The organism is Neisseria sp. CCUG17229, from assembly GCF_047839235.1.
In the GTDB taxonomy this organism is placed as follows: Bacteria; Pseudomonadota; Gammaproteobacteria; order Burkholderiales; family Neisseriaceae; genus Neisseria; species Neisseria brasiliensis.
Map to the genome: position 1 here is coordinate 1,529,711 of NZ_CP181247.1, position 26,411 is coordinate 1,556,121.

Below are 26,411 nucleotides of genomic sequence, written 5' to 3' on the forward strand. Positions count from 1 at the left end.
TTTCTTCTTTCAGACGGCATTTATCATTTAGTTAAAATCAACTCAAAATCAAGCCAATTCTTTACGCAGTTTCTCGGTGACGTTCATCATCACTTGCAGTTGCTCGATGGTTTCTTTCCAGCCACGGGTTTTCAAGCCGCAGTCCGGGTTGACCCATAAGCGTTCTACCGGTACGACTTCGATGGCTTTGCGCAGCAGGTGTTCGATTTCGCCTTCGGTCGGCACGCGCGGGCTGTGGATGTCGTATACGCCCGGGCCAATGTCGTTCGGGTATTTGAATTCGCCGAATGCGGTCAGCAATTCCATGTCGGAACGTGAGGTTTCGATGGTAATCACGTCCGCGTCCATGCTGGCGATGGCCGGCAGGATGTCGTTGAATTCCGAGTAACACATATGGGTGTGGATTTGGGTACTGTCTTCGCAACCGGTTGACGACAGGCGGAAGGCTTCGCTTGCCCATGCCAAGTAGGCGTCCCAATCGGCGCGTTTCAACGGCAGACCTTCGCGGATGGCAGGTTCGTCAATTTGAATGATTTTGATGCCGGCTTTTTCCAAATCCAATACTTCGTCATTCAAGGCCAAGGCGATTTGTTTGCACACGGTGCTGCGCGGAATGTCGTTGCGCACGAATGACCATTGCAAAATGGTTACCGGACCGGTCAACATGCCTTTCATTGGGCGTTTGGTCAAGGTTTGGGCGTAGGTTGACCAAGCCACAGTCATCGCGTTCGGGCGGCTAACATCGCCGTAAATCACCGGTGGTTTCACACAGCGTGAGCCGTAGCTTTGCACCCAGCCGTATTGGGTAAAGGCAAAGCCTTCCAGCAATTCGCCGAAATATTCCACCATGTCGTTACGCTCGGCTTCACCGTGTACCAACACATCCAAGTTGAGCTTTTCTTGCTCTTCAATCACCAAGGCGATTTCTTTTTTCATTGCGGCTTCGTAGTCGGCGGCAGACAATTCGCCTTTTTTGAACGCGGCACGCGCTTGGCGGATTTCAGTGGTTTGCGGGAACGAACCGATATTGGTGGTCGGCAGCAACGGCAGGTTCAGCCACGCTTGTTGCGCTTTAATGCGCTCAGCAAACGGTGATTTGCGTTGGTCGGCATCGGCCGGCAAATCGGCCAAACGTTTGGCCACTTCGGCACGGTGGATGTCGGTGCTGTTGGCGCGTGAATCGGCAGCGGCTTGGCTGTCGGCCAATTCGGCGGCAACGGCTTCGCGACCTTGGTTCAATGCGGTTTTCAACACGCGCAATTCTTGGGTTTTCTGCAAGGTGAAGGCCAACCATGAGAACAAGGCAGGTTTGTTGGCTTTCAGCTTTTCTTCTACCGACAAATCGTATGGCGTGTGCAGCAGCGAGCATGAGCTGGAAATCCACAAGCGATCGCCCAATTTGGCTTTCAACGGCTCAAGCGTAGCCAATACGTTGTTTAAATTAGCGCGCCAAATATTGCGGCCATCAATCACACCTGCAGACAACACTTTGTCGTAATCGGCAAATGCGTCCAATTGTTCAGGCGCGCGCACCAAATCAATGTGCAAACCAGCCACAGGCAAGGCTTTCAGACGGCCTGCGTGTGCGGCAACCGAGCCGAAATAAGTGCTCAACAAAATTTTGGCATTTACTTGGCTCAAAGTCGCGTAAACGTCCTGGTAAGCGTCCAACCACGCTTGCGGCAGGTCAACCGCCAATGCAGGCTCGTCGATTTGAATCCATTCGGCACCGGCCGCGGCCAATTCGGTCAGGATTTCAACATAAACCGGCAACAATTTTGGCAACAGGCTCAAGCGGTCGAATTCGGTTGCGCCTTTTTCTTTACCAATCCACAAGTAAGTCAATGGGCCGACGATGGTCGGTTTGGCTTTGTAGCCCAAGGCTTGCGCTTCTTTCAATTGTTGAACATAGTGCGCGGCATTGGCTTTGAATTCGGTATCGGCGTGGAATTCCGGCACCAAATAGTGGTAGTTGGTGTCGAACCATTTGGTCATTTCGATGGCAAACTGGTCTTTATTACCGCGCGCCAATTGGAAATATTGCTCCAAAGTCAGGTTTTGGCTGTCGAAGCCAAAACGCGCCGGAATCGAGCCGGTAGCCACTTGCAAATCCAAAATGTGGTCGTAGAAAGTGAAATCGGCCACAGCCACGAAATCCGCATCGGCTTCGGCTTGGTGTTTCCAGTTTTTCTCACGCAAACCCTTTGCCACGTCCAGCAGCTCTTGTTCGCTCACTTCTTTACGCCAGTATTTTTCTTGCGCAAATTTCAATTCACGGAATGCGCCAACGCGCGGGAAACCTGAAAAATGTAATGTAGCCATGTGCTCTCTCCTGATTAAAAATGTTCGTTATTGATTCAAAAATAAAAGCTTATTCAATATTTAAGCGGCTTGCGGCAATGGGCGCACGCCCAAAGTGTGGCAAATCGCATAAGTTAATTCGCTGCGGTTGAGCGTATAAAAGTGGAAATCTTTCACGCCTTCACGCGACAATACTTTGACCATATCGATGGCAATGCTCGCCGCCACCAAATTACGCGTACCTTGGTCGTCATCCAAACCGTCATACATACGCGCCAGCCAGTTCGGAATCTTCACATTGGTCACTTGTGCCATCTTGCCCAACTGCTTGAAATTGGTTACCGGCAAAATCCCCGGCACGATTTCGGCATCAATGCCAACCGTGACACAGCGGTCGCGGAAGCGCAGATAGCTTTCAACATCAAAGAAAAACTGGGTAATCACATGATTGGCACCGGCATCGATTTTGCGTTTCAAATTAATCAAATCCGCCTGCGCCGATTTGGCTTCGGGGTGCACTTCCGGATAAGCGGCCACGGAAATATCGAAATCGGCTACCGAACGCAACACTTTGACTAAGTCTTCAGCATAAAACGGCTTTTTCGCATAATCTGCCGGCTCATCACCACGCAGCGCCACAATGCGGCGGATACCGCTGTCCCAATAGTCTTGCGCGATTTGCTTCAACTCTTCAGGCGAAGCATCGATGCCGGTCAAATGCGGCGCAGCCTCCAAGCCGGTTTGCTGCTTGATATTTTTCACGATACCGTGTGTGCGGTCGCGCTCGCCCGAATTGGCGCCATAAGTCACCGAAACAAACTTAGGATGCAGGTTTTTCAGGCGATGAATCGAATCCCACAGCATGGTTTCCATTTGCTCGTTTTTCGGTGGGAAAAATTCAAACGATACGTTGATATCGCCTTTTAAATCACACAAACTGTTGTTTAGTGCATTAATTTCTTTTGCGTAACTCATGGCTTTTACCTCTTGTGCAATGGTGCTGTGTTTTCTGTTAACGCTATCTTATTTTTTTCTTTATCATGAGTCAATTTCAAAATTTTCAGATTAATCATGAATTATTTTAATATTAGAATAAACCTGTATTTTAATCAGCTTTTCACAATTCTTATTTAATTCAGATAAATATTAAAAATGCCGTCTGAAAAAGAGTATTTTCTTTTTCAGACGGCATTTTCAAAAGATTCATGCCTAATGCACACAATCGAACGCAGAATGCTTAGCACATATCCAATTAAATATGAATTTCGTTCATCACAAATAAAAAGGCCGTCTGAAAGTATTCGCTTTCAGACGGCCTTAGATTCTTAAAACTCAATTTGAATCAAGAAAACAAGATTCATCATTACCACGCAGGCAGGAATCCATTTGTGAGCAAAGCAACCTATCAAATAAAAGAGTTTTCTTAGAATGCTAAGATGGATTCCCGCCTACGCGGGAATGACGGCGGTTTTGATTTTGATTGGTGGTCATAAAGTTTTACAAAGATCTCGATCGCTTTTCAATCTTTATCCTGCTTCTGCATTTTCAACCAAAACAAATGGCGACAAGAATCGGTAAAGCGCTTACGCTCAGGTGTGATGCGGCCATGCTCCGGATGCTTCAACACCTGATAGCTGATTTCACACGGCAAACAAGCAGCCATATCGGGTTCGATATCGAAATTACCTTCGTCCTGCTCCATGCGGTAGCGCAACACCGCACCATCGACAAAACGGTACATCGTTTCATCCAACACGCCGTCTGAAAGCTGTTCAGACGGCGTGTCTTCTTTGGTAATCACGGCCACGCCGCCCAAACCATGCGCGGCGCGGACATACCCTCCCAGTAATAAATCCATTATTCGGCTTCTTCAATCCAAGCCTGTTGCACGGCTTCAAGAATGCGCTCGCCGCAACGCGCCGGATCGTCGTCAAACTCAGGCAACGCCATAATCAATTCGCGCAAGTGGGTGAAACGGATGGTTTTCGGGTCGATGTCGCCGTGTGTGTCATACAATTCTTCCGCGATGCGTTGGGTATCAGTCCATTTCATGAATGTGTCCTTTCGATGTGTAGCGACTTGGATGTTTATCAAAGCGCTTTTATCCATACAGCATACCAGGTTACCAATAAAAGCATCTTGAGTATATTTCTTTACCCTATACTTTTCAAATTTAAGCCTTATTCCAAGATGTTCACACACGCACAGTTTTTACTTTAACTTCAATCTGCTTGTGCAACGGCTCCAACTTGTTCATTAATGATCTTCGCGTGCATGGTTGATGGTGTATTTCGGAATTTCCACCACCAAATCTTCATCGGCCACCACCGCTTGGCAACTCAAGCGTGAATCAGCTTCCAAGCCCCATGCTTGGTCAAGCAAGTCTTCTTCGATTTCGGTCGGCTCTTCCAAGCTGTCGAAACCTTTGCGGATAATCACGTGGCAAGTGGTGCAGGCGCAGGATTTTTCGCAGGCATGATCCACTTCGATGTCGTAATCCAACAAAACGTCCAATACGGTTTTGCCTTCCGGCGCATTCTCGATAACTGCACCTTCAGGGCACAATGTTGCGTGTGGTAATACGGTAATTTTTGGCATTTTATGTTCTCTTTGATATCAATGGTTTGTGTCAGGCATGTGTAACATGATGCCTTTTTACTTTAAATTGTCCAAGCATTCTTGCAGATAATCCGCATCGTGCTCGGGGTAAATCGGGTAGTCAGCAGGTAATGGCGTTTGCTCGGCATAAGGCGGCTTGGTTTTACTGCAATACAGCGGGTCGAACCACGCTTCATCAGGCCGATTCAGCCGGCCCGGATATTAAGGAATCACAATACCGCCCACTTTGGCCGCCAAAAATTGCAGGTATTTTTCATCTTCGCCGTCCCACAATTCTTCATCGCCCAATTCATAGGCCGTCTGTAAGGCTTCAAGCGCGGCTTTTTCTTCGCCTAATTCAAACTGGCTTTGCCCCAAGCGCAGATAGATAAACGGGTTATCCAGCGCATTAATATAGGCCAAGGCTTCGGTTAAATCTTTAACAGCTTGGCGGTATTTGCCATTTAAAAAATGCGTATCGCCCATCGCGGCCAAAATCCACGTTGCCGCTTCCCATTGCAATTTCGGCTCGGGCAGCAGCTTCCATGCTTCTTTATATTGCTTAACTGCTTCGTTAAACTGGCCTTCATCCGCCAAATCATCGCCTTGATCGCACAATGCGCTGATTTGTTGGTATAAATCTTGATTTAGTGATTCCATATCGACTTTCTTTTTTCAGACGGCCTTGATTGGCAAAGGCCGTCTGAAACTGCTTAAATATTATCTACGCTCTGCCCCATTAGCGCACGCTGGATATTGCGGTTCATGCGCTTGGCGGCAAAACCGTCGGTGCTGTGGCTCAACGCAGTCACGGCGGCACGAATCTCATCGGCGCTGCCATTTTCTACACGGCCTTGCAAAGTGGTGATATCGGCTTCGATTTTGGCCAATTCTTCTGCTTCGAGCAAATCGCTGTCGAGTTCCAGCGCAACTTTGATGGCATCCATCAAGCTTTCGGCTTCCACCGTCGCTTCGGCGCGCGCGCGCGCGGCTTTATCATCGGCGGCATTGCTCATGCCTTCTTTCAGCATTTGCGTGATGGTGTCGTCGTCCAAACCGTAAGACGGTTTCACTTCGATTTGCGCGCTCACTCCGGTGGTTTGCTCTTGTGCCGATACCGACAGCAAACCATCGGCATCCACTTGGAACGTCACCCGAATACGCGCCGCACCGGCCACCATCGGCGGAATGCCGCGCAAAGTGAATTTGGCCAAGCTGCGGCAGTCGGATACCAATTCACGCTCGCCCTGCACCACATGAATGGTCATGGCAGTTTGGCCGTCTTTAAACGTGGTGAACTCTTGCGCGCGCGCCACTGGCAAGGTGCTGTTGCGCGGAATAATTTTTTCCGCCAAGCCGCCGTAGGTTTCCAAACCCAGCGACAAAGGCGTCACATCGAGCAGCAGCCATTCGCCCTCGGTTTTATTACCGGCCAACACATTGGCCTGCACCGCCGCGCCCAGCGCCACTACTTCATCGGGATTCAGGTTATTTAAAGGCGTTTGGCCGAAGAAAGTCGCCACTGCTTGTTGAACGTGCAACATACGGGTCGAGCCGCCCACCATAATCACGCCTTTGATATCGGCCTTGGTCACACCCGCATCTTTTAATGCCTGTTTCACCGGATCGATGGTTTTTTGCACCAAATGCTGCGTCAATTGATGAAACTCTTGGCGTGTGATGGTTACATCAACCTTGTGGCCATCTGAAAGCGTAGCTTGCACAGTCGAGCTGGTTTCAGTGGTCAAAGTTTCTTTGGCTTCGCGGGTCAAGGCCAGCAATAATTGGCTGTCTTGCTCATTGAGTTTCGACAAATCGGCGCGTTCCAAAATATGGCAGAACAAACGATGGTCGAAATCATCGCCGCCCAATGCGGAGTTACCGCCGGTGGCCTTTACTTGGAACAAACCTTTGGTCAATTGCAACACCGACACGTCAAACGTGCCGCCGCCCAAATCGTACACCACAAACGTGCCTTCCGAGCCGTTGTCCAAACCGTAGGCAATCGCTGCCGCGGTTGGCTCGTTGAGCAGACGCAACACATTCAATCCGGCCAAACGCGCCGCATCTTTGGTGGCTTGGCGTTGCGCATCATCAAAATACGCCGGCACGGTAATCACCGCGCCCACCAAATCGCCGCCTAAGCTCTCTTCGGCGCGCGCTTTCAAGGCCTTTAAGATTTCCGCCGACACTTCAATCGGCGTTTTCACTCCCTGTCGCGTGTTTAATTCAATCACGCGTTCGTTGTTGCCGAAGCGGTAAGGCAGGTAATGCGTTTCTTTTGATAAGTCGGCCAAAGTGCGGCCGATTAAACGTTTGGCCGAACTGATGGTATTGAGCGGATCGATTTTTTGCGCTTTCAAGGCATCCGCGCCGACTTCCACGCGGCCGTCTTCGCAATAGCGCACGACAGAAGGAAAAGTTTTGCGACCGCGTTCGTCAGACAAGCAGACTGCGCTGCCGCTGCGCACGGTGGCGACCAAGCTGTTGGTGGTGCCGAGATCGATGCCAACGGCTAAACGGTGTTGATGTGGTGCGGCAGACATGCCGGGTTCGGAAATTTGCAAAAGTGCCATGGTTGGTGTGCCTTTTGGTTTTATGGTGTCATCGGTCGTATTCTAACAGATTTAACGCCGATAGTTGAGTGGTTTAGTCGGGAATAATAGCCAATCTCAATGGGCTGTTTAGCCCTGCAACATATCAAAGGCCGTCTGAAAAACACAATTTTTTCAGACGGCCTTTAGTTCAGCTCCAAATCGCTATACAATCCATCACCATAACCATACCAACTCACAGGACACGCCGTGCAACCCATCGAATACTGCCGCCAAAAAGCCGCCGAAAGCGGTTCCAGCTTTTTATCGGGCTTCAAATTCTTGCCCGAACACCAGCGCGATGCGATGACGGTGTTATACGCCTTTTGCCGCGAACTCGACGACGTGGTCGATGATTGCAGCGACAAAAATATCGCCCAAACCACGCTCAACTGGTGGCGCATCGATTTGGCACGCTCCTTTTCAAACAGCCTGCCTGAACACCCCGTCAACCAAGCCCTACAGCCCGTTGCCCGCAGCTTCAATCTACCGCAAAGCGAATTTGTCGAACTCATCGACGGCATGCAGATGGATTTGGATCAAGCCCGCTACACCACGTTTGACGAACTCAAACTCTATTGCCGCCGCGCCGCCGGTGTGGTCGGCTGCCTGATTGCCCGCATTTTAGGCTTCACTAATCCCCAAACCCTTGATTACGCCGACAAAATGGGCTTGGCGCTGCAATTAACCAACATCATCCGCGATGTCGGCGAAGATGCCCGCAACGGCCGCATTTACCTACCGATGGAAGATCTGCAACGCTTCAACGTGCCCGCCGCCGTGATTATGCAATACCAAGCCACGCCCGAATTCGGCGAGATGATGACCTTCCAAATCCAACGCGCCCGCGACACCTACCGCCAAGCGCTCGCCCTGCTGCCCGATGCCGACAAAAAAAACCAAAAAGTCGGCTTGGTGATGGCCGCAATTTACTATGCTTTATTAAATGAAATCGAACGCGATGGCGCACAGAATGTGTTGAAATACAAAATCGCCATTCCTTCACCGAGAAAGAAACGGATTGCGCTGAAGACTTGGGTGTTTGGGTTTAGGGTTTGAGTTTAGCTTTAAAAGACTTAGGAAAGATTGGATGATGGCTTTTGAATAAACCTTTTTCGACAACATTCAAAATATTAAAGAAAAAGCCGTATCATGAAGGAATGAAAAAATGAATTGTATATTAGAAGAAATCTTGAGTTCTTTCTTTCGCCAATATGATTTTTCACAGAAAAAATATATTAATGCAGTATTCAAAGGGATTTTATTGGGAACAATAATGTTCTTATTATTTTTTGTCGGTACTTTTTTTAAACCAAGCTTAGATTTCAAATTTATAGAGCTAATCGTCATCTTGCTAGAAATCAATCTCATCAGTGTTGCTATCATGTCATTAGCTTATTTGATTGATCGTGTAATCAACAAGCTATAGGGATGAGCTTTAATGCCGTCTGAACCCTCCCTTAACCCCAACCCAAAAAAGAAAAGCCATGTTCCCTAATCAACAATCCAAACCCAAAATTGCTGTTATCGGTGCCGGATGGGCCGGTTTGTCGGCAGCGGTAAAACTCGTTCACCGTGCAGATGTGACGCTGTTTGAAGCGGGCAAGCTGGCGGGCGGGCGGGCGCGTTCGTTTGGCGGTGATAAGGGCGGTTTTTCGTTTTTAGACAATGGCCAGCACATCATGATTGGCGCGTATCACGGCGTGTTGGCTTTGATGAAGCAAATCGGTGTGCGCGAGCAGGATGCGTTTGTGCGGCTGCCGTTGCAATGGTATCTGCATGATGGTTTACGCTTTCAGACGGCCGCATTGCCTGCGCCTTGGCATGTGTTGCTGGGTTTGTTAGGCGGCAAGCAGATTTCGTGGGTGCACAAATTTAAATTGTTAGGCGATATGCATGCGTTGCAAGGCCGTCATCGCCGGAATTTGCCGGATATGCCGATTGCCGCATGGCTGAATGAGCGCGACACGCCGCGCAAATTGATTGCGCAATTTTGGCAGCCGCTGGTGTGGGGGGCGCTCAATACGCCGCTGGATCAGGCGAGTTTGAATATTTTGTGTAACGTGCTTTCAGACGGCGTGTGGGCAAATAAGGCAGGCAGCGATTATCTGTTGCCGAAAACGGATTTGGGCAACATTATCGCCAATCCGGCGCTGGCTTATCTGCGCAATCATGGCGCGACCATCCGCTTGGAAACGCGTGTGCCGACTTTGGAAAACCTGCCCAGCGGTCAAGTGCAGGTTAATGGTGAAGCATTTGATGCAGTGATTTTGGCGGTTGCGCCCTATCATGCTGCGGCCTTGATGCCGTCTGAAACGCCGGATTACATTCAGACGGCCTATCAGAATATAGAATACCGCGCGATTACTACGGTGTATCTGCGTTATGCGCAAGCGGTGAATCTGCCTGCGCCGATGACGGGCTTTGCCGAAGGCACGGCGCAATGGCTGATTGCACGCGGTGCGCTCGGTTTGCCGCCGCAGGAAATTGCCGCCGTGGTGAGCGTGTCCGACCATATTGGCGCAGTGAAGGCGGATGAATGGGCGGCTAAAGTACATGCCGATGTGAAACGCGTTTGCCCTGATGTCGGCGAACCGGTGGCCAGCCGTGTGATTACGGAAAAACGCGCTACTATCGCGTCGAAAGTCAACCGCACCCTTCCCGATTTTGCCTGGCTCAACCACCGCGGCATTTACCCTTGCGGTGATTATCTGCATCCGCGCTATCCGGCCACGCTGGAAGCGGCGGTGCAATCGGGTGTGGCGGCGGCGGATTTGTGTTGGCATGATTGGCAAACGCGGATTCGGCCATAGCGTGCGGCAAACAGGCGAATCAAGCCAGTTGTAAAGGTTAGCAAAGTGCAATACACTGTTAATATTCTTTAAAAGGCCGTCTGAACATTTTTCAGACGGCCTAGCCGAACACCAAGGATTCTTCATGTCAACATTACAAAACAAAACCATCATCGTCACCGGCGCATCACAAGGCTTGGGCGAACAAGTGGCCAAAGCGTATGCCGCCGCCGGCGCGACCGTGATTCTGATTGCACGCCACCAAAAGCGTTTGGAAAAAGTGTACGACGCGATTGTCGAAGCCGGCCATGCCGAGCCTTACGCCATCTGCTTTGACCTATTGACCGCCGAAGACAAAGAATTCGACCAACTGGCTGCCACCGTGGCCGAAGCCACCCAAGGCAAGCTCGACGGCATCGTGCATTGCGCCAGCTATTTTAACGCCCTGTCGCCATTGGATTTCCAAACCGTGCCCGACTGGATTAAACAATTCCGCATCAACACCATCGCCCCGATGGGCTTGACCCGCGCCTTTTCGCCATTATTGAAAGAATCGCCGGATGCTTCGGTGGTGTTCGTCAGCGAAAGCCACGGTGAAACCCCACAAGCCTACTGGGGCGGATTCGGCGCATCCAAAGCTGCGCTCAACTACTTGGGCAAAGTCATCGCCGACGAATGGGAACGCTTCCCCAACCTGCGCGCTAACATCTTGGTGCCGGGCGCGATTAACTCGCCACAACGCATCAAATCCCACCCCGGCGAATCACAAAGCGAACGCAAAACTTATGAAGACGTGTTGCCGCAATTCGTTTGGTGGGCAAGCGAAGAAAGCAAAGGCCGCACGGGCGAGATTGTTTATTTGTAAGATTCGAGTTGAACAAACGCCGTCTGAAAATCATGTTTTCAGACGGCGTTTTTGTGTTTAAGCCCTCTGCAGCAATATAACAAAATCATCTTTCTATCAAACAAACCATTCTTTCCCTTTTTCAGACGGCCTGTTTAAAGTATGCGCTATCGAGCATTCCACAAAAGAGAAACCGCATGTCTATTCAAAACCACCACCTCGATTGGCTTGAAGCCGAATCCATCCACATCATCCGCGAAGTCATCGCCGAGGCGAAGAATCCGGCATTGCTGTTTTCTGGCGGCAAGGATTCTGTTGTGTTGCTGTCGCTGGCGGTTAAGGCGTTTCAAATCGAAGGCCGTCCGCTGAAATTGCCGTTCAAACTGCTGCACGTCGATACCGGCCACAATTATCCCGAAGTGATTCAGTTTCGCGATGAAACTGTAGCGCGTACGGGTGTTCAATTGGTAGTAGGCAGCGTGGAAGAATCCATCCGCAAAGGCACGGTCGTATTGCGCCGTGAAACCGATTCACGCAACGCCGCGCAAGCGATTACTTTGGTGGAAACCATTGAAGAACAAGGCTTTGATGCGCTGATGGGCGGTGCGCGCCGTGATGAAGAAAAAGCGCGTGCGAAAGAGAGGATTTTCTCATTCCGCGACGAATTTGGCCAATGGGATCCGAAGAACCAGCGTCCTGAATTGTGGTCGCTCTACAATACCCGCCTGTTCCAAGGTGAAAACATGCGCGTGTTCCCGATTTCCAACTGGACGGAACTCGACATCTGGCAATACATCGCCCGCGAAAAACTCGCCCTGCCGCCGATTTATTACACCCACAAACGCGAAGTGGTCGAGCGCGACGGTCTGCTGATTCCGGTAACTCCACTCACGCCGAAACGTGACGGCGATGTCTCCGTGATTCGTGACGTACGCTTCCGCACCGTTGGCGACATTTCCTGCACCGCGCCCGTAGCCAGCACTGCCGCCACGCCGGAAGACATCATCGCCGAAACTGCTTCCGCCACCATTTCCGAACGCAGCGCCACCCGCATGGACGACCGCGTTTCTGAAGCCGCGATGGAAGAGCGCAAAAAAGCAGGCTATTTCTAATTTTTCGGTATAACAGGCCGTCTGAAAACCCATTTCTTTCAGACGGCCTCAATCACGATTCCACTTTACCCGTTCAGACGGCCTTTATCGACCACCATGCAAACCATCAAAAACCTAGACCTGAACCTGCTCAAAGCCCTTAACGCCCTGCTCGACGAGCGCAACGTCACCCGCGCCGCCGAGAAGCTTTCTGTGTCGCAACCGGCCATGAGTGGCATGCTCACCCGCTTGCGCGACAGCTTCAACGACCCACTGTTTATCCGCACCCAACACGGCATTTTACCCACCGAACGTGCTTTGGGCTTGGCCATTCCCGTGAAGCAGATTCTTGAGCAGGCACAAGGTTTGTTGGCCAAACCCGAGTTCGTCCCTGCCAGCGCCGAGCTCAAAATCAACATTGCCGCCAGTGATTATGCCATGCGCACCATCATCACGCCTTTTCTGGCCGCGCTACACCACCAAGCGCCCAATATTCAAGTCAACATTACCTTATTCAACCCGCGCAGCATGCAGGAAGATTTAGAACGTGGCACACTTGATTTTGTACTGACCACATCCGAGCAAGCGCCGGATAATCTGCATACGCGTGCTTTGTTTGACGAACATTACGTCTGCGCCGTACGCACCGGCCACCCTGTTTTACAGCACAGCCAGCCCGATTTGGCTACATTTTGTGCCTTGCAACATGTTATCCTTTCATCAGAAAGCAATACCATCAACCACACACCTGCCCGTGCACTAGCCGACATCGGCATCAATCGCCGTGTATCGGTACAAAACGCATTAGCATTGCCCGATATCGTGCGCCATAGCGATTTGTGCGCTCTCACCCCTTACCGCCTGATTGCAGGACAAGCCGACATCAGCCATTTTCTGCCTCCGGTCGAGATTAGCGGATTTACCAATGCACTGGTTTGGCACGAACGCACCCACCGCAACCCGGCACACCAATGGCTGCGTGATTTGGCAGCAGAACATTGCCAATAATATAGTCTGTATTTCCTCAAAGGGAATGCCAGATCTTTATCCCAATAAACCATGGCATTCCCTAAAAAAATTCATATAAATAATTGAAAACGTATGGATCTCAGGTATTGTTAAGAGCCTAAATACTCAATTGCCTCTCACTTTTTCACACAAATGCCAAGCTTCTCTCCCATCCTCCCATTCATTTCACCTATGCACAGCTCTCTCCGCAACACTCAAGACCACACAATATAAATTATTGAATTATATATATTTAACATCCTATTACGTCATAGTAAATTCACATTTTTATGTTACCTTTTGAAAAAACTATAGAATTACTCTAATTTTTAGATTTTTTAGAGTATAATGCCTAAAAATTCAAAAACACACCGACACACACACCGACACACACATCGCAACACTCACTCCAACACCCTACCTGAGGCCATTACATGTCACATTCTTTCGATCCATTGGTTATCCGCGGCAAGTCATTGATTCCCATCGTTCAAGGCGGCATGGGCGTGGGTATTTCAGCGTCTAAATTATCCAGCGCGGTTGCCCGTGAAAACGGCATCGGCACCATCGCCAGCGTGGATTTGCGCCATCTGCACGAAGACTTACTGGCAGAATCCACCGTCAACCCGACCGAAGAAAAATACACCAAGCTCAACCGTATCGCGCTTGACCGTGAAATCCAAAAAGCCAAAAGCGGCGCCGAAGGCAACGGCATGATTGCGGTGAACGTGATGAAAGCCGTAAAAGACCATGCCGCTTATGTGCGTCAAGCCTGCGAATCGGGCGCGGATGCGATTGTGATGGGCGCGGGTTTGCCGTTGGATTTGCCGGAAATGACTGAGGGCTACCACAAAGATGTGGCTTTGTTCCCGATTTTATCGGAATCGCGCGGCATCAATATCGTGTTGAAACGCTGGATGAAAAAAGGCATCTTGCCCGATGCCATCGTGATTGAGCACCCTGCCCACGCGGCCGGACACTTGGGCGCGGCCACCGTAGCCGGTGTCAACGATGAAAAATTCGAGTTTAAACGCGTGATTGAAGAAACCTTGGAAGTGTTTAAAAATCTGGGTTTGGAAAGCGAAAAAATCCCGTTGGTATTGGCCGGCGGCATGGCGAATTTTGAAAAAGTCACCACTGCGCTGAAAACATGGGGCGCCAATGCCGTGCAAATCGGCACCGCGTTTGCCGTCACCCAAGAAGGCGACGCCCACATCAATTTCAAGAAAACCTTAGCTGGTGCCGACACCGAGCAAGTGGTTGAATTTATGTCGGTCGCCGGTTTGCCCGCTCGCGGTGTACGCACCAAATTCCTTGATAATTACATCAAGCGCGAGGCCAAATTGCAATCGGCAGCCAAAGCCGATCCGCGCCGTTGTACCCAAGGCTTGAACTGCCTGACCAACTGCGGTTTGCGCGACGGTTTGGATAAAGCCGGCCAATTCTGTATTGACATCCAGCTTTCCGCCGCTTTCCGTGGCGAAGTCGATAAAGGCTTGTTTTTCCGTGGCAAAGACCCGCTGCCATTTGGTAACGCCATGCGCACGGTGCAAGAAACCATTCACTATCTGCTAAACGGCGCTCTGCCCGTTGCGGCAAAATAAGCTGACAGGCCGTCTGAAACTATATGATTTCAGACGGCCTGAGACCCTTTATTGTCTGCTCAAATTTATTCTATCAAACTTTTCAGACGGCCTTCCATCCATCACAATCTACGCAGATTGTTAACAAAATAAATCAGAAAAATGTTAACATAGCGGTTAAATTTTAGGCTCGGAACCATCATGAATTCATTATTATCCCAACTCAAACCCTACCCGTTTGCCCGTTTACGCGAAGCCATGCAAGGCTTGGAAGCGCCTGAAGGCGTGTCAATCGTGCCACTGCATATTGGCGAGCCGAAACACGCCACGCCCAAAGTCATCACCGATGCGCTCACGGCTTCGTTAAGCGAATTGGAAAAATACCCGCTGACCGCCGGTTTACCGGAATTGCACCAAGCTTGTGCCGATTGGTTGGCGCACCGCTATGACGGTTTAGCAGTTGACCCGGCTACCGAAATCCTGCCGGTATTGGGCAGCCGCGAAGCCTTGTTTTCCTTTATTCAAACCGTTTTAGATCCGGTTGCCGACAGCAAACCTGTGGTCATCAGCCCGAATCCGTTTTACCAAATCTACGAAGGCGGCACCATTCTCGGCGGCGGCGAAATCCATTTTGCCAACTGTCCTGCGCCGTCGTTCAACCCTGATTGGTCGAGCGTTTCAGACGACCTGTGGCAACGCACCAAAATGGTGTTGGTCTGCTCACCGAATAACCCGAGCGGCAGCGTTTTGCAACTCGAAGACTGGCAAGAATTGTTCGCTCTGCAAGACAAATACGGCTTCGTGATTGCTTCCGACGAATGCTATTCTGAAATTTACTTCGACGGCAAAAAGCCCATCGGCGGCTTGCAGGCAGCGGCGCAATTAGGCCGCGGCTTCGATAAATTGGTAATGTTTACCAGCTTGTCTAAGCGCTCCAACGTACCGGGCTTGCGCTCGGGCTTTGTGGCAGGCGATGCCGCTTTGCTGAAAGCATTTTTGCTCTACCGCACCTACCACGGCAGCGCGATGAGCATTCCGGTACAGCGCGCCAGCATTGCCGCGTGGAACGACGAAGCCCACGTCATCGACAACCGCCGTCTGTATCAGGAAAAATTCGACAAAGTGATTCCGATTTTGCGCGAAGTGTTTGAAGTCGATTTCCCTGATGCGTCGTTTTACATTTGGCTGAAAGTGCCGGATGGTGACGATTTGGCCTTTGCCAAACGTTTGTGGACAGAAGCCGCGATTCAAGTTTTACCCGGCCGCTTCTTGGCACGCGACACCGAGCAAGGCAACCCGGGCGAAGGCTATGTGCGCATTGCTTTGGTCGCCGATGTAGAAACCTGCGTTAAAGCGGCAGAAACCATCGTATCGCTGTATCGTTAATTATTGCGTAAACATAGGCCGTCTGAAGCTTTCAGACGGCCTATTTGCTAATACGATTAAGCATTTCAACCGCCCCGATTCTTGCCGTGTTTATCATTTAAAACTAAAATCAATCCATTCATCTTAATCACGATACGAGGCGACCATGTTTTTTGTCTTATCTCCAGCGAAAAATCTCAACGAAAAAGATTCCGCCCCCATTCAAGAATTTACCCAGCCTGATTTACTACAAGAATCAGAAATCCTGATGCGCGAATTGCGCCAACTTGCGCCACAGCAAATCGCCGAGCTGATGCACGTTTCCGACAAAATCGCCCTACTCAACGCCGAGCGCAATGCCGCATGGCACACGCCATTTACGCCTGAAAATGCCAAGCAGGCGGTTTATATGTTTAACGGTGATGTGTACGAAGGCATTGATGCCGAATCGCTCAATCCAGCGCAAATCCAATACCTGCAACAACACGTGCTCTTATTGTCGGGCCTTTACGGCTTACTTCGCCCGCTGGATTTAATGCAGCCCTACCGCTTGGAAATGGGTACAGCATTTGCCAATTCGCGCGGTAAAAATCTTTATGAATTCTGGGGCGACCGCATCACCGACCTCCTGAATGAAACCCTTGCCGCCAACGACAGCGATGTATTGATTAACTTGGCTTCGCAGGAATATTTCAAATCGGTCAACACCAAAAAACTCAAGGCCAAGTTGATTACGCCGGTGTTTAAAGACGAGAAAAACGGCCAATACAAAATCATCAGCTTCTACGCCAAACGTGCGCGCGGTTTGATGGTGCGCTACGCCGCCGAACACGGCATTACCGAGCCGCAAGATTTGCAAAATTTTGATTACGAAGGCTATGAATTCAACGCTGCCGCTTCAAATGATAAAGAATGGGTATTTTTACGCAAAGAACAAACCAAGTAAAAACAAAAAACTAAGCCTGAATGCGTAAATTTTACTTGGCAAACAGGCAAGTTTTCATTACTATATCGTCTTCAAGAAAACGGAAGCGTGGCAGAGCGGTTTAATGCAACGGTCTTGAAAACCGTCGAGGGTTGATAGCCCTCCGTGAGTTCGAATCTCACCGCTTCCGCCATTTTCTTGAATTTATTTTTTTATTAAGGAAGCGTGGCAGAGCGGTTTAATGCAACGGTCTTGAAAACCGTCGAGGGTTGATAGCCCTCCGTGAGTTCGAATCTCACCGCTTCCGCCATTTTTAGAAAAAGCTGCTTATTTTTAAGCAGCTTTTTTGTTTGAATAAGGACAAGCCGTCTGAAAGTTTCTCTTTCAGACGGCCTTTTATCATCAAACTTCCTTATTCTGCCCAGTTTTTCTTCTTAGACGTATGCCCAATGCCCGGATTGAAACTATTGGTCGGATCGAGCTTACGGTAAAACTGTTTTAGTGCAGGTTTGGCTTCGTATAAATGGCCGACATTATGTTCCGCCGGATATTGTGCGCCGCGCTGGTCGAGCAAAGCCAACATTTCATGCTCCAAAGCCATGCAGTCGTTGCCTTTTTTAATCACATAATCCTGATGGAACACGTGACACATAAAGTGGCCGTAATAAAGCTTGTGGATGATTTTGTCGTCGATTTCTTTCGGTAAATGTTCATACCAATCACGGTCGTCACGGCGCAGGGCAATATCGAGCGCGACCAAATCCTCCACTTCGTCATCATGCACGGCACGATAACGGATGGCAGCAGAAGCCACGGCAAAACGGTGCAACATCGCCGCTTGCGCTTCTTCTGCATTACATTCGAAATACGCGCCGCTGTGGTTGGCAAAATAATCTTTCAAAAAGGCACGTGCTTCGTCCACGCCCTCACCGCCCATTTTAACAATCAGATGATGCTCGTATTGGTCGCGGTAGTTGAGCAAAGATTGCGGCAAATGTTGCGGCAACAGCTTGCTCACCCATTGCAGGGCTTTGTCGGAAAAATGCCTCGGCAGGAAAGATAATTTTTTGCTGAAGCGGTCGGCGCGTGCTTTGTAGTCAAATAATTTCGGCAGTTGATGCGTACCAAATTTCTTAATCACGTAAAAAGTGTCTTTGCCGTAGATTTCCGCAATATTGAAGGCATCACGATGAATATATTCGCCTGAAATTGGCAACGATTTGAAATCGGCCAATGCTGCGCGGCGGATGTCGGTGAGTTCGTTAATATCGTTGGTGCCGATATAGAACACGGCGGTTTTCGGTTCTTGCGGGAAAGTATCCAAGCGCACGGCAAATACCATCAATTTGCCCGCACAGCCCGATGCTTCGTAATGGCGCGCCGGATCGGCATTGAAACGCGCAGCGGTCGGCTCGTCCACTTGGCGCACATGGTCGCAATAGGCATGGTCGTGGCCTTTGCCCGCGTTTTGCGTGATGTCTTTACGCTGATAGTGATGGCCTTGCAGATTGGTGAGAATCTCTTCCGGCGCGTCGCCCAAATCAATGCCCAAATGATTAACCAGTTCCAATTGGCCGTCTGAATTAATTTGTGCAAACAAGGCCATTTCGGTATAAGCCGGACCGCGCTGCACCAATGCGCCGCCTGAATTGTTACACACGCCACCCAACACCGATGCGCCGATACACGACGAACCAATTACCGAATGCGGCTCGCGGCCTAAAGGCTTCAGCAAAAGCTCAAGCTGGTTCAGGGTGGAACCAGGCAGACACACCACTTGCTCGTTATTGTTAATCGGCTGAATGATGTTCATGCGCATGGTGTTCACAATCACAATATCGCGGTCGTAATCGTTGCCATCGGGCGTGGAGCCGCCGGTCAAACCGGTATTGGCCGCCTGCGTAATCACAATCACATCAGCATCAACACAGGCCTGCAAAATCTGCCATTGCTCCAACAGCGTACCCGGCCGCACTACTGCCAATGCCCGCCCCTCTCCGAAGCGGTAGCCTTGGCGGTAAGGCTCGGTTTTGGCAGGGTCGGTCAGAATAAATTTATCGCCGACAATCTCAGTCAGACGTTGAATCAGTTGTGAAGCTGTCATCATGGTTCTCCTTTGTAGTCCTCAATATTAATATACGCTTACACAAAAGCATTGTAGTGACACGTCATCATGAAGTAAAGGCCGTCTGAACGTTTCAGACGGCCTTTGAATAAAGGTCTTTTAAATCAGAAAGAAATACGACCAAATCGTGATAATCACCACGCTAAACGCGCTCAACACCAAACCTACCGAGAGCATCTCCCGCTGGCGGATTTTGCCTGAAGCAAAAATCAGCGCGTTCGGCGGTGTACCCACCGGCAACATAAACGCACACGATGCACCAATGCCGATAATTAACACCAGCGCGGTTTCCGGTAAACCCATTTGTTTGGCAATTGAGGCAAACATCGGAATCAGCAAAGCAGATGAAGCCGTGTTACTGGTGAAGTTGGTCAACAGAATAATGAACACGGTCACCGCAATCGTCACCAATAATGGTGACGTACCGCTCAAAACTTGCGCCACTTCATTACCCAGTGCAGCCGAAGCACCGGTTTTCTGCATCAGGCTGCTTAAGGTAATACCGCCGCCAAACAGCAACAACACACCTAAATCCACGTTACGCGCTACTTCACGCCAACCAACCGTGCCTAAAATCACCACCAGGGCAGCTGCCGTTAAGGCAATCACGCTGTCTATGGCCGTAATGCCGGTAGCTTCGGCAATTTTACCGCTCAACATCCAAGCCAATGCCGTGCCAACCACGACCACCACGGTCAAGATGCGGTGTAGATTCCACGGGATGTCTTCTTGTTCAACATCGGCCATGTTGATTTTCTTAAAATCCGGTTTTAACACTAAAAACAGCGCGGCCAGCATAGCAGGCAGCAAAACCAGCACCATCGGCAAACCGTATTTCATCCAGCCTAAAAAATCCAAGCCCAAGTCTTTGGCAGCAATGGCATTGGGCGGTGAACCAACCAACGTACCAATACCGCCAATACCCGCGCTGTAGGCCAAACCCAACAACACAAAAGTAATGATGTTGCGGTCTTTTTCCGGATTCAACTGACTCATCATGCCCAAGGCCAAAGGCAGCATCATGGCGGCTGTCGCAGTATTACTGATCCACATCGACAAAAAAGCCGCCACCGCAAAAATCAGCAGCGAAGCAGTGAGAAAACTGCCGCGTGATAAGGTTATCACCTTTAAAGCCAGCTTGCGGTCAAGCCGTTGAATATGCATAGCGGCAGCTAGGGCAAAACCACCGAAGAAAATATAGATAATCGGGTCGGCAAAATTGGCCAGCGCCGTTTTGGTGTTCATCTCCGGTACATGGAACACTACCGCCAATACAGGAATCAACAGCGCCGTTACAGTGATGTGCACCGCCTCTGTCAGCCACATAATTCCGACAAACAACAAAATCGCCAAACCCTTATTGGCTTCAGCACCGTAAGGCAGAATATAGTAAAGACCAAAACTCAACAGCGCAGCAACCAAGGTAATCATCAACCCGCGCCAACTGGTCGCCGGTGGTTGCGCACTTCTCAGCGAGAGATTCTCAGGCAAATGCTTCTGAGTGTCGTCATGGATAAATTTTCCCAAAAGAAGCGTCCTTTTCTGATTGGAGTGGAAATATTTTTTTCATGCAGTGTAGGCGAGCGAAAACATTTTGACAAGCTCTTAACAATAAATAACTAAATTTGCAAAATTGTATAAATTTTCTATATTTATCATGCATTTATTTTTATAGCATTTTATTTACAATTTAATTAATTGACTCAAATCAAAAACTTATTTATTAATGCATGACATTTTCCTGGATTGCATACAGCAAGCTCCCCTCCTTTTCAGACAGCCAAATAAAAAACACCGCAAGCAAAACTTGCGGTGTTTTTTTAAATAAGGTGGCGAGCCGAACCCCCGGCACTGGCGCATCAGAGTGGGCTGCTGGCTTCCGCCCCTGACCCGGTGTTCCAAATAACCATGCGGGGAGACCCGCCAAAGAAGTCATGATTATAACGCTTTTCGGGTAAATTTCAAGCCTATCCTGCCAAAAGACCGTCTGAACAACAAAACAGTCGAAAAATGCAACTAAAAAGCAGTAAAATTGTCAACAAAACAAATTCCATAAAAAGCGATTTCAGTATAAAATAAATGGTCTTTTTCCATTGAAAAATAATGGTATTTAAACTACATTAACTCGCTTTACCAAACGTCGCCTGAATTTTCAGACGGCCTGAAAAACCAAAAATTGTCAAAATAAAGAGATACGGACCACACCCCATGACCACGACTGCTGCTCCGCAACGCATCCGCGAAATCCCCTACAACTATACCTCTTATACCGATCGTGAAATCGTCATCCGCCTGCTGGGCGAAGAAGCTTGGCATATCCTGCAGGATTTGCGCAGCCAACGCCGCACCGGCCGCTCGGCGCGTATGCTGTTTGAAGTATTGGGCGACATGTGGGTGGTGGTGCGCAATCCTTATTTGGTTGACGACCTGCTCGAACATCCCAAGCGCCGCGAAGCTTTGGTGCGTGAAATGCGCCACCGCCTGACCGAAATCCAAAACCGCCGCGACGACAATCAGCAAGTGGAAACCTTGGTGCAATCTGCCCTGACTGCGGTGCAGGATTTTGATGCCAGCTTCGACATCACCAAGCAAAAACGCAAACAGATTCTCGAGCGCTTGAGCCAAATCACCAAGCCGCACAATATCATGTTTGACGGCTTGGCGCGCGTAACGCATGTAACCGATGCCACCGACTGGCGCGTGGAATATCCGTTTGTGGTGATTAACCCCGATAATGAAGCCGAAGTCGCGCCATTAGTACGCGCGCTGATCGAGCTGGATTTAGTGATTATTCCACGCGGCGGTGGCACCGGTTATACCGGCGGCGCGATTCCGTTGGATGCCAACAGCGCGGTCATCAACACCGAAAAACTCGATTTACATAACGGCGTGCAATTCGTCACCCTGCCCGGTTTGGACGGCACCCATCCGATTATCCATTGCGGCGCAGGTGTGGTAACGCGCCGAGTGGAAGAAACCGCGCACAAAGCCGGTTTGGTGTTCGCTGTTGACCCGACTTCTGCCGATGCTTCTACCGTCGGCGGTAATGCGGCCATGAATGCCGGCGGTAAAAAAGCCGTATTGTGGGGTACTGCGCTCGACAATCTGGCCTACTGGCAAATGGTCAATCCGAAAGGCGAATGGCTGCGCATCGAGCGCGTGCGCCACAATTTCGGCAAAATCCACGATGAAGAAACCGCGATTTTCGATGTGCATACACTCGACACCAGCGGCAACAACATCGTCAAAACCGAACGCTTGGAAATCCCCGGCCACAAATTCCGCAAAGTCGGCTTGGGTAAAGACGTTACCGACAAATTCTTGAGCGGCCTGCCGGGCATCCAAAAAGAAGGCACTGACGGCATCATCACCAGCGTGGCCTTTGTGTTGCACAAAATGCCGAAACACACCCGCACCGTCTGCATGGAATTTTTCGGCACTGTCGCCAATGCCACGCCGTCCATCGTTGAAATCCGCGATTACCTACTCGGCCATGAAAAAGTGCAATTGGCAGGCTTGGAGCATCTCGACTGGCGCTATGTGCGCGCGGTCGGCTATGCTACCAAAGCCGCCGGTAAAGGCCGCCCAAAAATGGTGTTGCTCGCCGATGTGGTTTCCGACGACGAACAAGCCGTACAGGAAGTGGCCGAACACATGGTCGAAATGACGCGCAAACGCGAAGGCGAAGGCTTTATCGCCATCACGCCTGAAGCGCGTAAAACCTTCTGGCTCGACCGCAGCCGCACCGCCGCCATCGCCAAACACACCAACGCCTTCAAAATCAATGAAGACGTGGTAATCCCGCTTGAGCGCTTGGGCGAATATTCAGACGGTATCGAACGCATCAACATCGAATTATCGATTAAAAACAAGCTCACCCTGTGCGCAGCCCTGCTCGATTACCTGCAAGGCCGTCTGCCGGTCGATGCGATGGGCACCGACTTGCCAAGCAAAGAATTATTGGGCGATCGCGCGACCCACGCGCTGAATCATGTTTCCGCGGTTAAAGAGCGCTGGGAATGGCTGCTGGCCAACCTTGATGCGCCGTTGAGCGAATACAAAGCGCGTTACGGCAAAGCGGTATTTGCCGATCCGGAAGCCCGCGATGACGAGAGCTGCTTTATCGCCTTCCGCGATTTCCGTTTACGCGTATCGATTAAATCCGATGTGATGAAACCTTTGAGCGAAATTTTCAGCGGCAAAACCGACGTGAAAATTCTCGAAAATTTGGCCAAAATCCACGGCAGAATCGTGCGCGGCCGCGTGTTTGTCGCCTTGCACATGCACGCAGGCGACGGCAACGTACACACCAATATTCCGGTGAATTCCGACGATGCCGAAATGCTTCAGACGGCCTATCATTCCGTCGACCGCATCATGCAAATCGCCCGTAGCTTAAACGGCGTGATTTCCGGCGAACACGGCATCGGCATCACCAAAATGGAATTTTTGAGCGATGAAGACATGCAGCCGTTTTGGGATTACAAAGCGAAAGTCGACCCCGAAGGCCGCTTCAACCGCCACAAATTGATGAAAGGCGCGGATCTGCGCAACGCCTACACGCCGTCGTTTGAATTACTCGGCGCGGAATCACTGATCATGGAAAAATCGTCTTTGGGCACGATTGCCGAGTCGGTGAAAGACTGCTTGCGCTGCGGCAAATGCAAACCGGTATGCTCAACCCATGTGCCGCGCGCCAACCTGCTTTACAGCCCGCGCAACAAAATTCTCGGTGTTGGTCTGCTGACCGAAGCCTTCCTTTACGAAGAGCAAACCCGTCGCGGTGTGTCGTTGAAGCACTTTGACGAACTGACCAACATCGGCGATCACTGCACTGTGTGCCACCGCTGCGTGAAACCATGTCCGGTCAACATCGACTTCGGCGACGTAACCGTGGCCATCCGCAATTACCTGAACGAAACCGGCCACAGCACTACTGTGCCCGCTGCAGCGATGGGCATGGCGTTTTTGAACGCCACCAACCCCAAAGCCATCAAAGCCCTGCGCGGTGCGATGATTCAAACCGGCTTTCCGGCGCAGAACTTTGCCTACAAATTGGGCAAAATGTTTCCGATTGTGAAAAAAGAAAAAGCCGCACCGGCCGCCACCGTCAACAAGCCGAGCATTAAAGAGCAGGTGATTCACTTCATCAACCGCCCGCTGCCAAAAGGCGTACCGGCCAAAACACCGCGCTCATTATTGGGCATTGAAGACGACAAGAGCATCCCAATCATCCGCAATCCGCAAACTGCCGATGATAGCGAAGCCGTGTTCTACTTCCCGGGCTGCGGCTCCGAGCGTTTGTTCAGCCAAATCGGTTTGGCCACCCAAGCGATGCTGTGGCATGTCGGCGTGCAAACCGTGTTGCCACCGGGCTATATGTGTTGCGGCTATCCGCAAGATGCGGGCGGCGATAAAGCACGCGCTGAGCAGATGAGCACCGATAACCGCGTTTCATTCCACCGCATGGCCAATACACTGAACTACCTCGACATCAAAACCGTGGTCGTCAGCTGCGGCACTTGTTACGACCAGCTGGAAAAATACCGCTTTGAGGAAATTTTCCCCGGCTGCCGCATCATCGACATCCACGAATTCCTGTTGGAAAAAGGCGTGAAACTCGACGGTGTAGAAGGCCAGCAATACCTTTATCACGACCCATGCCACAGCCCGATTAAAACCATGAACGCCCCCCAAATGGCCAGCGAATTGATGGGGCAAAAAGTTGTATTGAGCGACCGTTGCTGCGGCGAATCAGGCATGTTTGCGGTGAAACGCCCCGACATCGCCTCGCAGGTGAAATTCCGCAAACAGGAAGAAATCGAGAAAAACCTCAAAGAGCTGCCGCAAGGCCAGCCGGTGAAAATGCTCACTTCCTGCCCCGCCTGCTTACAAGGTTTGAGCCGCTACCGCGACGACAACGACATGCCGGCCGACTACATTGTCATCGAAATGGCCAAGCACATTTTGGGCGACAACTGGCTGAATGAGTTTGTCGATAAAGCCAACAACGGCGGCGTGGAAAAAGTGTTGCTGTAAAAGTTGAAACCAAAGGCCGTCTGAAAATATTTTTTCAGACGGCCTTTCTATTCTGCATTAAAATAATGGCCTATTTCAAAATTAAATCACTGCCCGCAAACCATGTCTAAAAAAATCCTCATCATTTCCCCAAGCTGGATTGGCGATTGCGTCATGACCCAGCCGCTTTACCGCCGCTTGCACGAACTGCATCCGGGTTGCACCATCGACGTATTCGCTCCGAAGTGGTCGATGGCGGTCTTCGAGCGCATGCCGGAAGTGAATGAGATTCTGGAAAACCCGTTCGGCCACGGCGCATTGGATTTGAAAAAACGCTGGCAAGTCGGGCGTGAACTGGGCAAACGCGGTTACGACCAAGTCATCGTGCTGCCCGGCTCACTCAAATCCGCCATCATCGCCTTGGCTACCGGTATCAAACAGCGCACCGGCTATGTAGGCGAATCGCGCTATATTTTGCTTAACGACATCCGCAAACTCGACAAAACCGCCCTGCCGTTGATGGTCGACCGCTACACCGCGCTTGCCCACCCGAGCCAAGCCGATTTTAACGGTTCTTCCGACCAGCCTTTGTTCCAAATTGATGTCGCGAGCCAACAAGCTGCTTTAGCCAAGCATGGATTGAACACCGACAAACCAATTATCGCCTTTTGCCCCGGCGCAGAATTCGGCCCTGCCAAACGCTGGCCGGCACGCCACTTCGCCGGCTTGGCGCAAAACTATCTGACCAAGGGCTGGCAGGTTTGGTTGTTTGGCTCGCAAAAAGATTTTGACATTGCCGAAGAAATCAACCAGCTTTCAGACGGCCTCTGCACCAATTTATGCGGCAAAACCTCGCTTTCCGAAGCCATTGATTTACTGGCCTGCGCCGAAAACGTGGTCTGCAACGACAGCGGCCTCATGCACCTTGCCGCCGCACTCGACCGCAAACTCGCCGCTGTGTACGGCTCGTCCAGCCCCGACCACACACCGCCGTTGAGCAAAAAAGCCGAAATCGTCACCCTCAATCTCGATTGCTCCCCCTGCTTTAAGCGTGAATGCCCGCTGGGACACACCGATTGCTTGAACAAAATCGAGCCGCAAATGGTCGAACAGGCTTTATTGAAAATTCATGTCGAATAAGCATAATCGCCATAAATAAAAGCCATG

20 protein-coding genes, 2 tRNA genes and 1 other RNA gene are annotated in these 26,411 nt (G+C 50.5%); 13 read left to right on the forward strand and 10 right to left on the reverse strand.

What is annotated here, in order from left to right:
* Positions 1 to 48: 48 nt before the first annotated feature.
* From metE to hscA, 7 genes are all read right to left on the reverse strand, one after another.
* Entirely contained in the window at positions 49 to 2,322 is a 2,274-nt protein-coding gene (metE, locus tag ACM67B_RS07300; protein WP_416189075.1) for a 5-methyltetrahydropteroyltriglutamate--homocysteine S-methyltransferase, read from the reverse strand.
* Between the two features lie 60 nt (positions 2,323 to 2,382).
* A complete protein-coding gene (gene metF / locus ACM67B_RS07305; protein ID WP_416189076.1) occupies positions 2,383 to 3,276 on the reverse strand; it encodes a methylenetetrahydrofolate reductase in 894 nt (297 codons plus the stop codon).
* A gap of 544 nt (positions 3,277 to 3,820) precedes the next feature.
* Positions 3,821 to 4,159 carry a hypothetical protein gene (locus ACM67B_RS07310; protein WP_416189077.1) on the reverse strand — a complete coding sequence of 113 codons (339 nt, stop codon included), beginning with the start codon at positions 4,157 to 4,159 and terminating at the stop codon, positions 3,821 to 3,823.
* Positions 4,159 to 4,353: a Fe-S cluster assembly protein IscX gene (gene iscX / locus ACM67B_RS07315; protein WP_095501667.1), complete on the reverse strand. Its 195-nt coding sequence runs from the start codon at positions 4,351 to 4,353 to the stop codon at positions 4,159 to 4,161. Before iscX ends, ACM67B_RS07310 begins: the two co-directional genes overlap by 1 nt.
* Positions 4,354 to 4,557: 204 nt before the next feature.
* Complete coding sequence (gene fdx, locus ACM67B_RS07320) at positions 4,558 to 4,899, reverse strand: ISC system 2Fe-2S type ferredoxin (RefSeq protein ID WP_095501668.1); 342 nt, start codon at positions 4,897 to 4,899, stop codon at positions 4,558 to 4,560.
* A 222-nt stretch (positions 4,900 to 5,121) separates the two neighbouring features.
* Complete coding sequence (locus tag ACM67B_RS07325) at positions 5,122 to 5,559, reverse strand: tetratricopeptide repeat protein (RefSeq protein WP_416189078.1); 438 nt, start codon at positions 5,557 to 5,559, stop codon at positions 5,122 to 5,124.
* A gap of 53 nt (positions 5,560 to 5,612) precedes the next feature.
* Positions 5,613 to 7,475, reverse strand: a complete 1,863-nt coding sequence (hscA, locus tag ACM67B_RS07330) for a Fe-S protein assembly chaperone HscA (protein WP_416189079.1) — start codon at positions 7,473 to 7,475, stop codon at positions 5,613 to 5,615.
* 228 nt (positions 7,476 to 7,703) lie between these two features.
* Here hscA and hpnD point away from each other — a divergent pair, with 228 nt between their 5' ends.
* From hpnD to ACM67B_RS07385, 11 genes are all read left to right on the forward strand, one after another.
* The gene (gene hpnD, locus ACM67B_RS07335; protein ID WP_416189080.1) at positions 7,704 to 8,552 is read left to right on the forward strand and encodes a presqualene diphosphate synthase HpnD; all 849 of its coding nucleotides are present in this window, start codon (positions 7,704 to 7,706) and stop codon (positions 8,550 to 8,552) included.
* Positions 8,553 to 8,661: 109 nt separating this feature from the next.
* On the forward strand, positions 8,662 to 8,922 hold the full coding sequence (locus tag ACM67B_RS07340) for a hypothetical protein (protein ID WP_416189081.1): 261 nt from the start codon (positions 8,662 to 8,664) through the stop codon (positions 8,920 to 8,922).
* 58 nt (positions 8,923 to 8,980) lie between these two features.
* A complete protein-coding gene (hpnE, locus tag ACM67B_RS07345; RefSeq protein ID WP_416189082.1) occupies positions 8,981 to 10,306 on the forward strand; it encodes a hydroxysqualene dehydroxylase HpnE in 1,326 nt (441 codons plus the stop codon).
* Between the two features lie 124 nt (positions 10,307 to 10,430).
* Positions 10,431 to 11,150, forward strand: coding sequence for an SDR family oxidoreductase (locus tag ACM67B_RS07350; protein ID WP_100564331.1), 720 nt, complete (start codon positions 10,431 to 10,433; stop codon positions 11,148 to 11,150).
* Between the two features lie 176 nt (positions 11,151 to 11,326).
* Positions 11,327 to 12,241 (forward strand): sulfate adenylyltransferase subunit CysD, encoded by a 915-nt coding sequence (gene cysD / locus ACM67B_RS07355; RefSeq protein WP_165088868.1) that lies wholly within the window; start codon positions 11,327 to 11,329, stop codon positions 12,239 to 12,241.
* 96 nt (positions 12,242 to 12,337) lie between these two features.
* The gene (locus tag ACM67B_RS07360; RefSeq protein ID WP_416189083.1) at positions 12,338 to 13,228 is read left to right on the forward strand and encodes a LysR family transcriptional regulator; all 891 of its coding nucleotides are present in this window, start codon (positions 12,338 to 12,340) and stop codon (positions 13,226 to 13,228) included.
* Between the two features lie 434 nt (positions 13,229 to 13,662).
* Entirely contained in the window at positions 13,663 to 14,832 is a 1,170-nt protein-coding gene (locus ACM67B_RS07365; RefSeq protein WP_416189084.1) for an NAD(P)H-dependent flavin oxidoreductase, read from the forward strand.
* A gap of 180 nt (positions 14,833 to 15,012) precedes the next feature.
* Positions 15,013 to 16,197 carry a succinyldiaminopimelate transaminase gene (gene dapC / locus ACM67B_RS07370; protein ID WP_416189085.1) on the forward strand — a complete coding sequence of 395 codons (1,185 nt, stop codon included), beginning with the start codon at positions 15,013 to 15,015 and terminating at the stop codon, positions 16,195 to 16,197.
* A gap of 145 nt (positions 16,198 to 16,342) precedes the next feature.
* A complete protein-coding gene (gene yaaA / locus ACM67B_RS07375) occupies positions 16,343 to 17,122 on the forward strand; it encodes a peroxide stress protein YaaA (RefSeq protein ID WP_416189086.1) in 780 nt (259 codons plus the stop codon).
* 81 nt (positions 17,123 to 17,203) lie between these two features.
* Positions 17,204 to 17,294, forward strand: a tRNA-Ser gene (locus ACM67B_RS07380).
* A gap of 26 nt (positions 17,295 to 17,320) precedes the next feature.
* Positions 17,321 to 17,411: transfer RNA gene (locus ACM67B_RS07385), tRNA-Ser, on the forward strand.
* A 102-nt stretch (positions 17,412 to 17,513) separates the two neighbouring features.
* Here the strand turns inward: ACM67B_RS07385 and dld are convergent.
* The 3 genes from dld to ffs all read right to left on the reverse strand — a co-directional run bounded on the left by dld (position 17,514) and on the right by ffs (position 21,151).
* On the reverse strand, positions 17,514 to 19,205 hold the full coding sequence (dld, locus tag ACM67B_RS07390; protein ID WP_416190544.1) for a D-lactate dehydrogenase: 1,692 nt from the start codon (positions 19,203 to 19,205) through the stop codon (positions 17,514 to 17,516).
* Positions 19,206 to 19,325: 120 nt separating this feature from the next.
* On the reverse strand, positions 19,326 to 20,753 hold the full coding sequence (locus ACM67B_RS07395) for an SLC13 family permease (RefSeq protein ID WP_416189087.1): 1,428 nt from the start codon (positions 20,751 to 20,753) through the stop codon (positions 19,326 to 19,328).
* 301 nt (positions 20,754 to 21,054) lie between these two features.
* An RNA gene (ffs, locus tag ACM67B_RS07400) (signal recognition particle sRNA small type) lies at positions 21,055 to 21,151 on the reverse strand.
* A gap of 283 nt (positions 21,152 to 21,434) precedes the next feature.
* Here ffs and ACM67B_RS07405 point away from each other — a divergent pair.
* Positions 21,435 to 25,265, forward strand: a complete 3,831-nt coding sequence (locus ACM67B_RS07405) for a DUF3683 domain-containing protein (protein WP_416189088.1) — start codon at positions 21,435 to 21,437, stop codon at positions 25,263 to 25,265.
* 102 nt (positions 25,266 to 25,367) lie between these two features.
* Positions 25,368 to 26,384, forward strand: coding sequence for a lipopolysaccharide heptosyltransferase II (waaF, locus tag ACM67B_RS07410; RefSeq protein ID WP_416189089.1), 1,017 nt, complete (start codon positions 25,368 to 25,370; stop codon positions 26,382 to 26,384).
* Positions 26,385 to 26,411: the final 27 nt, after the last annotated feature.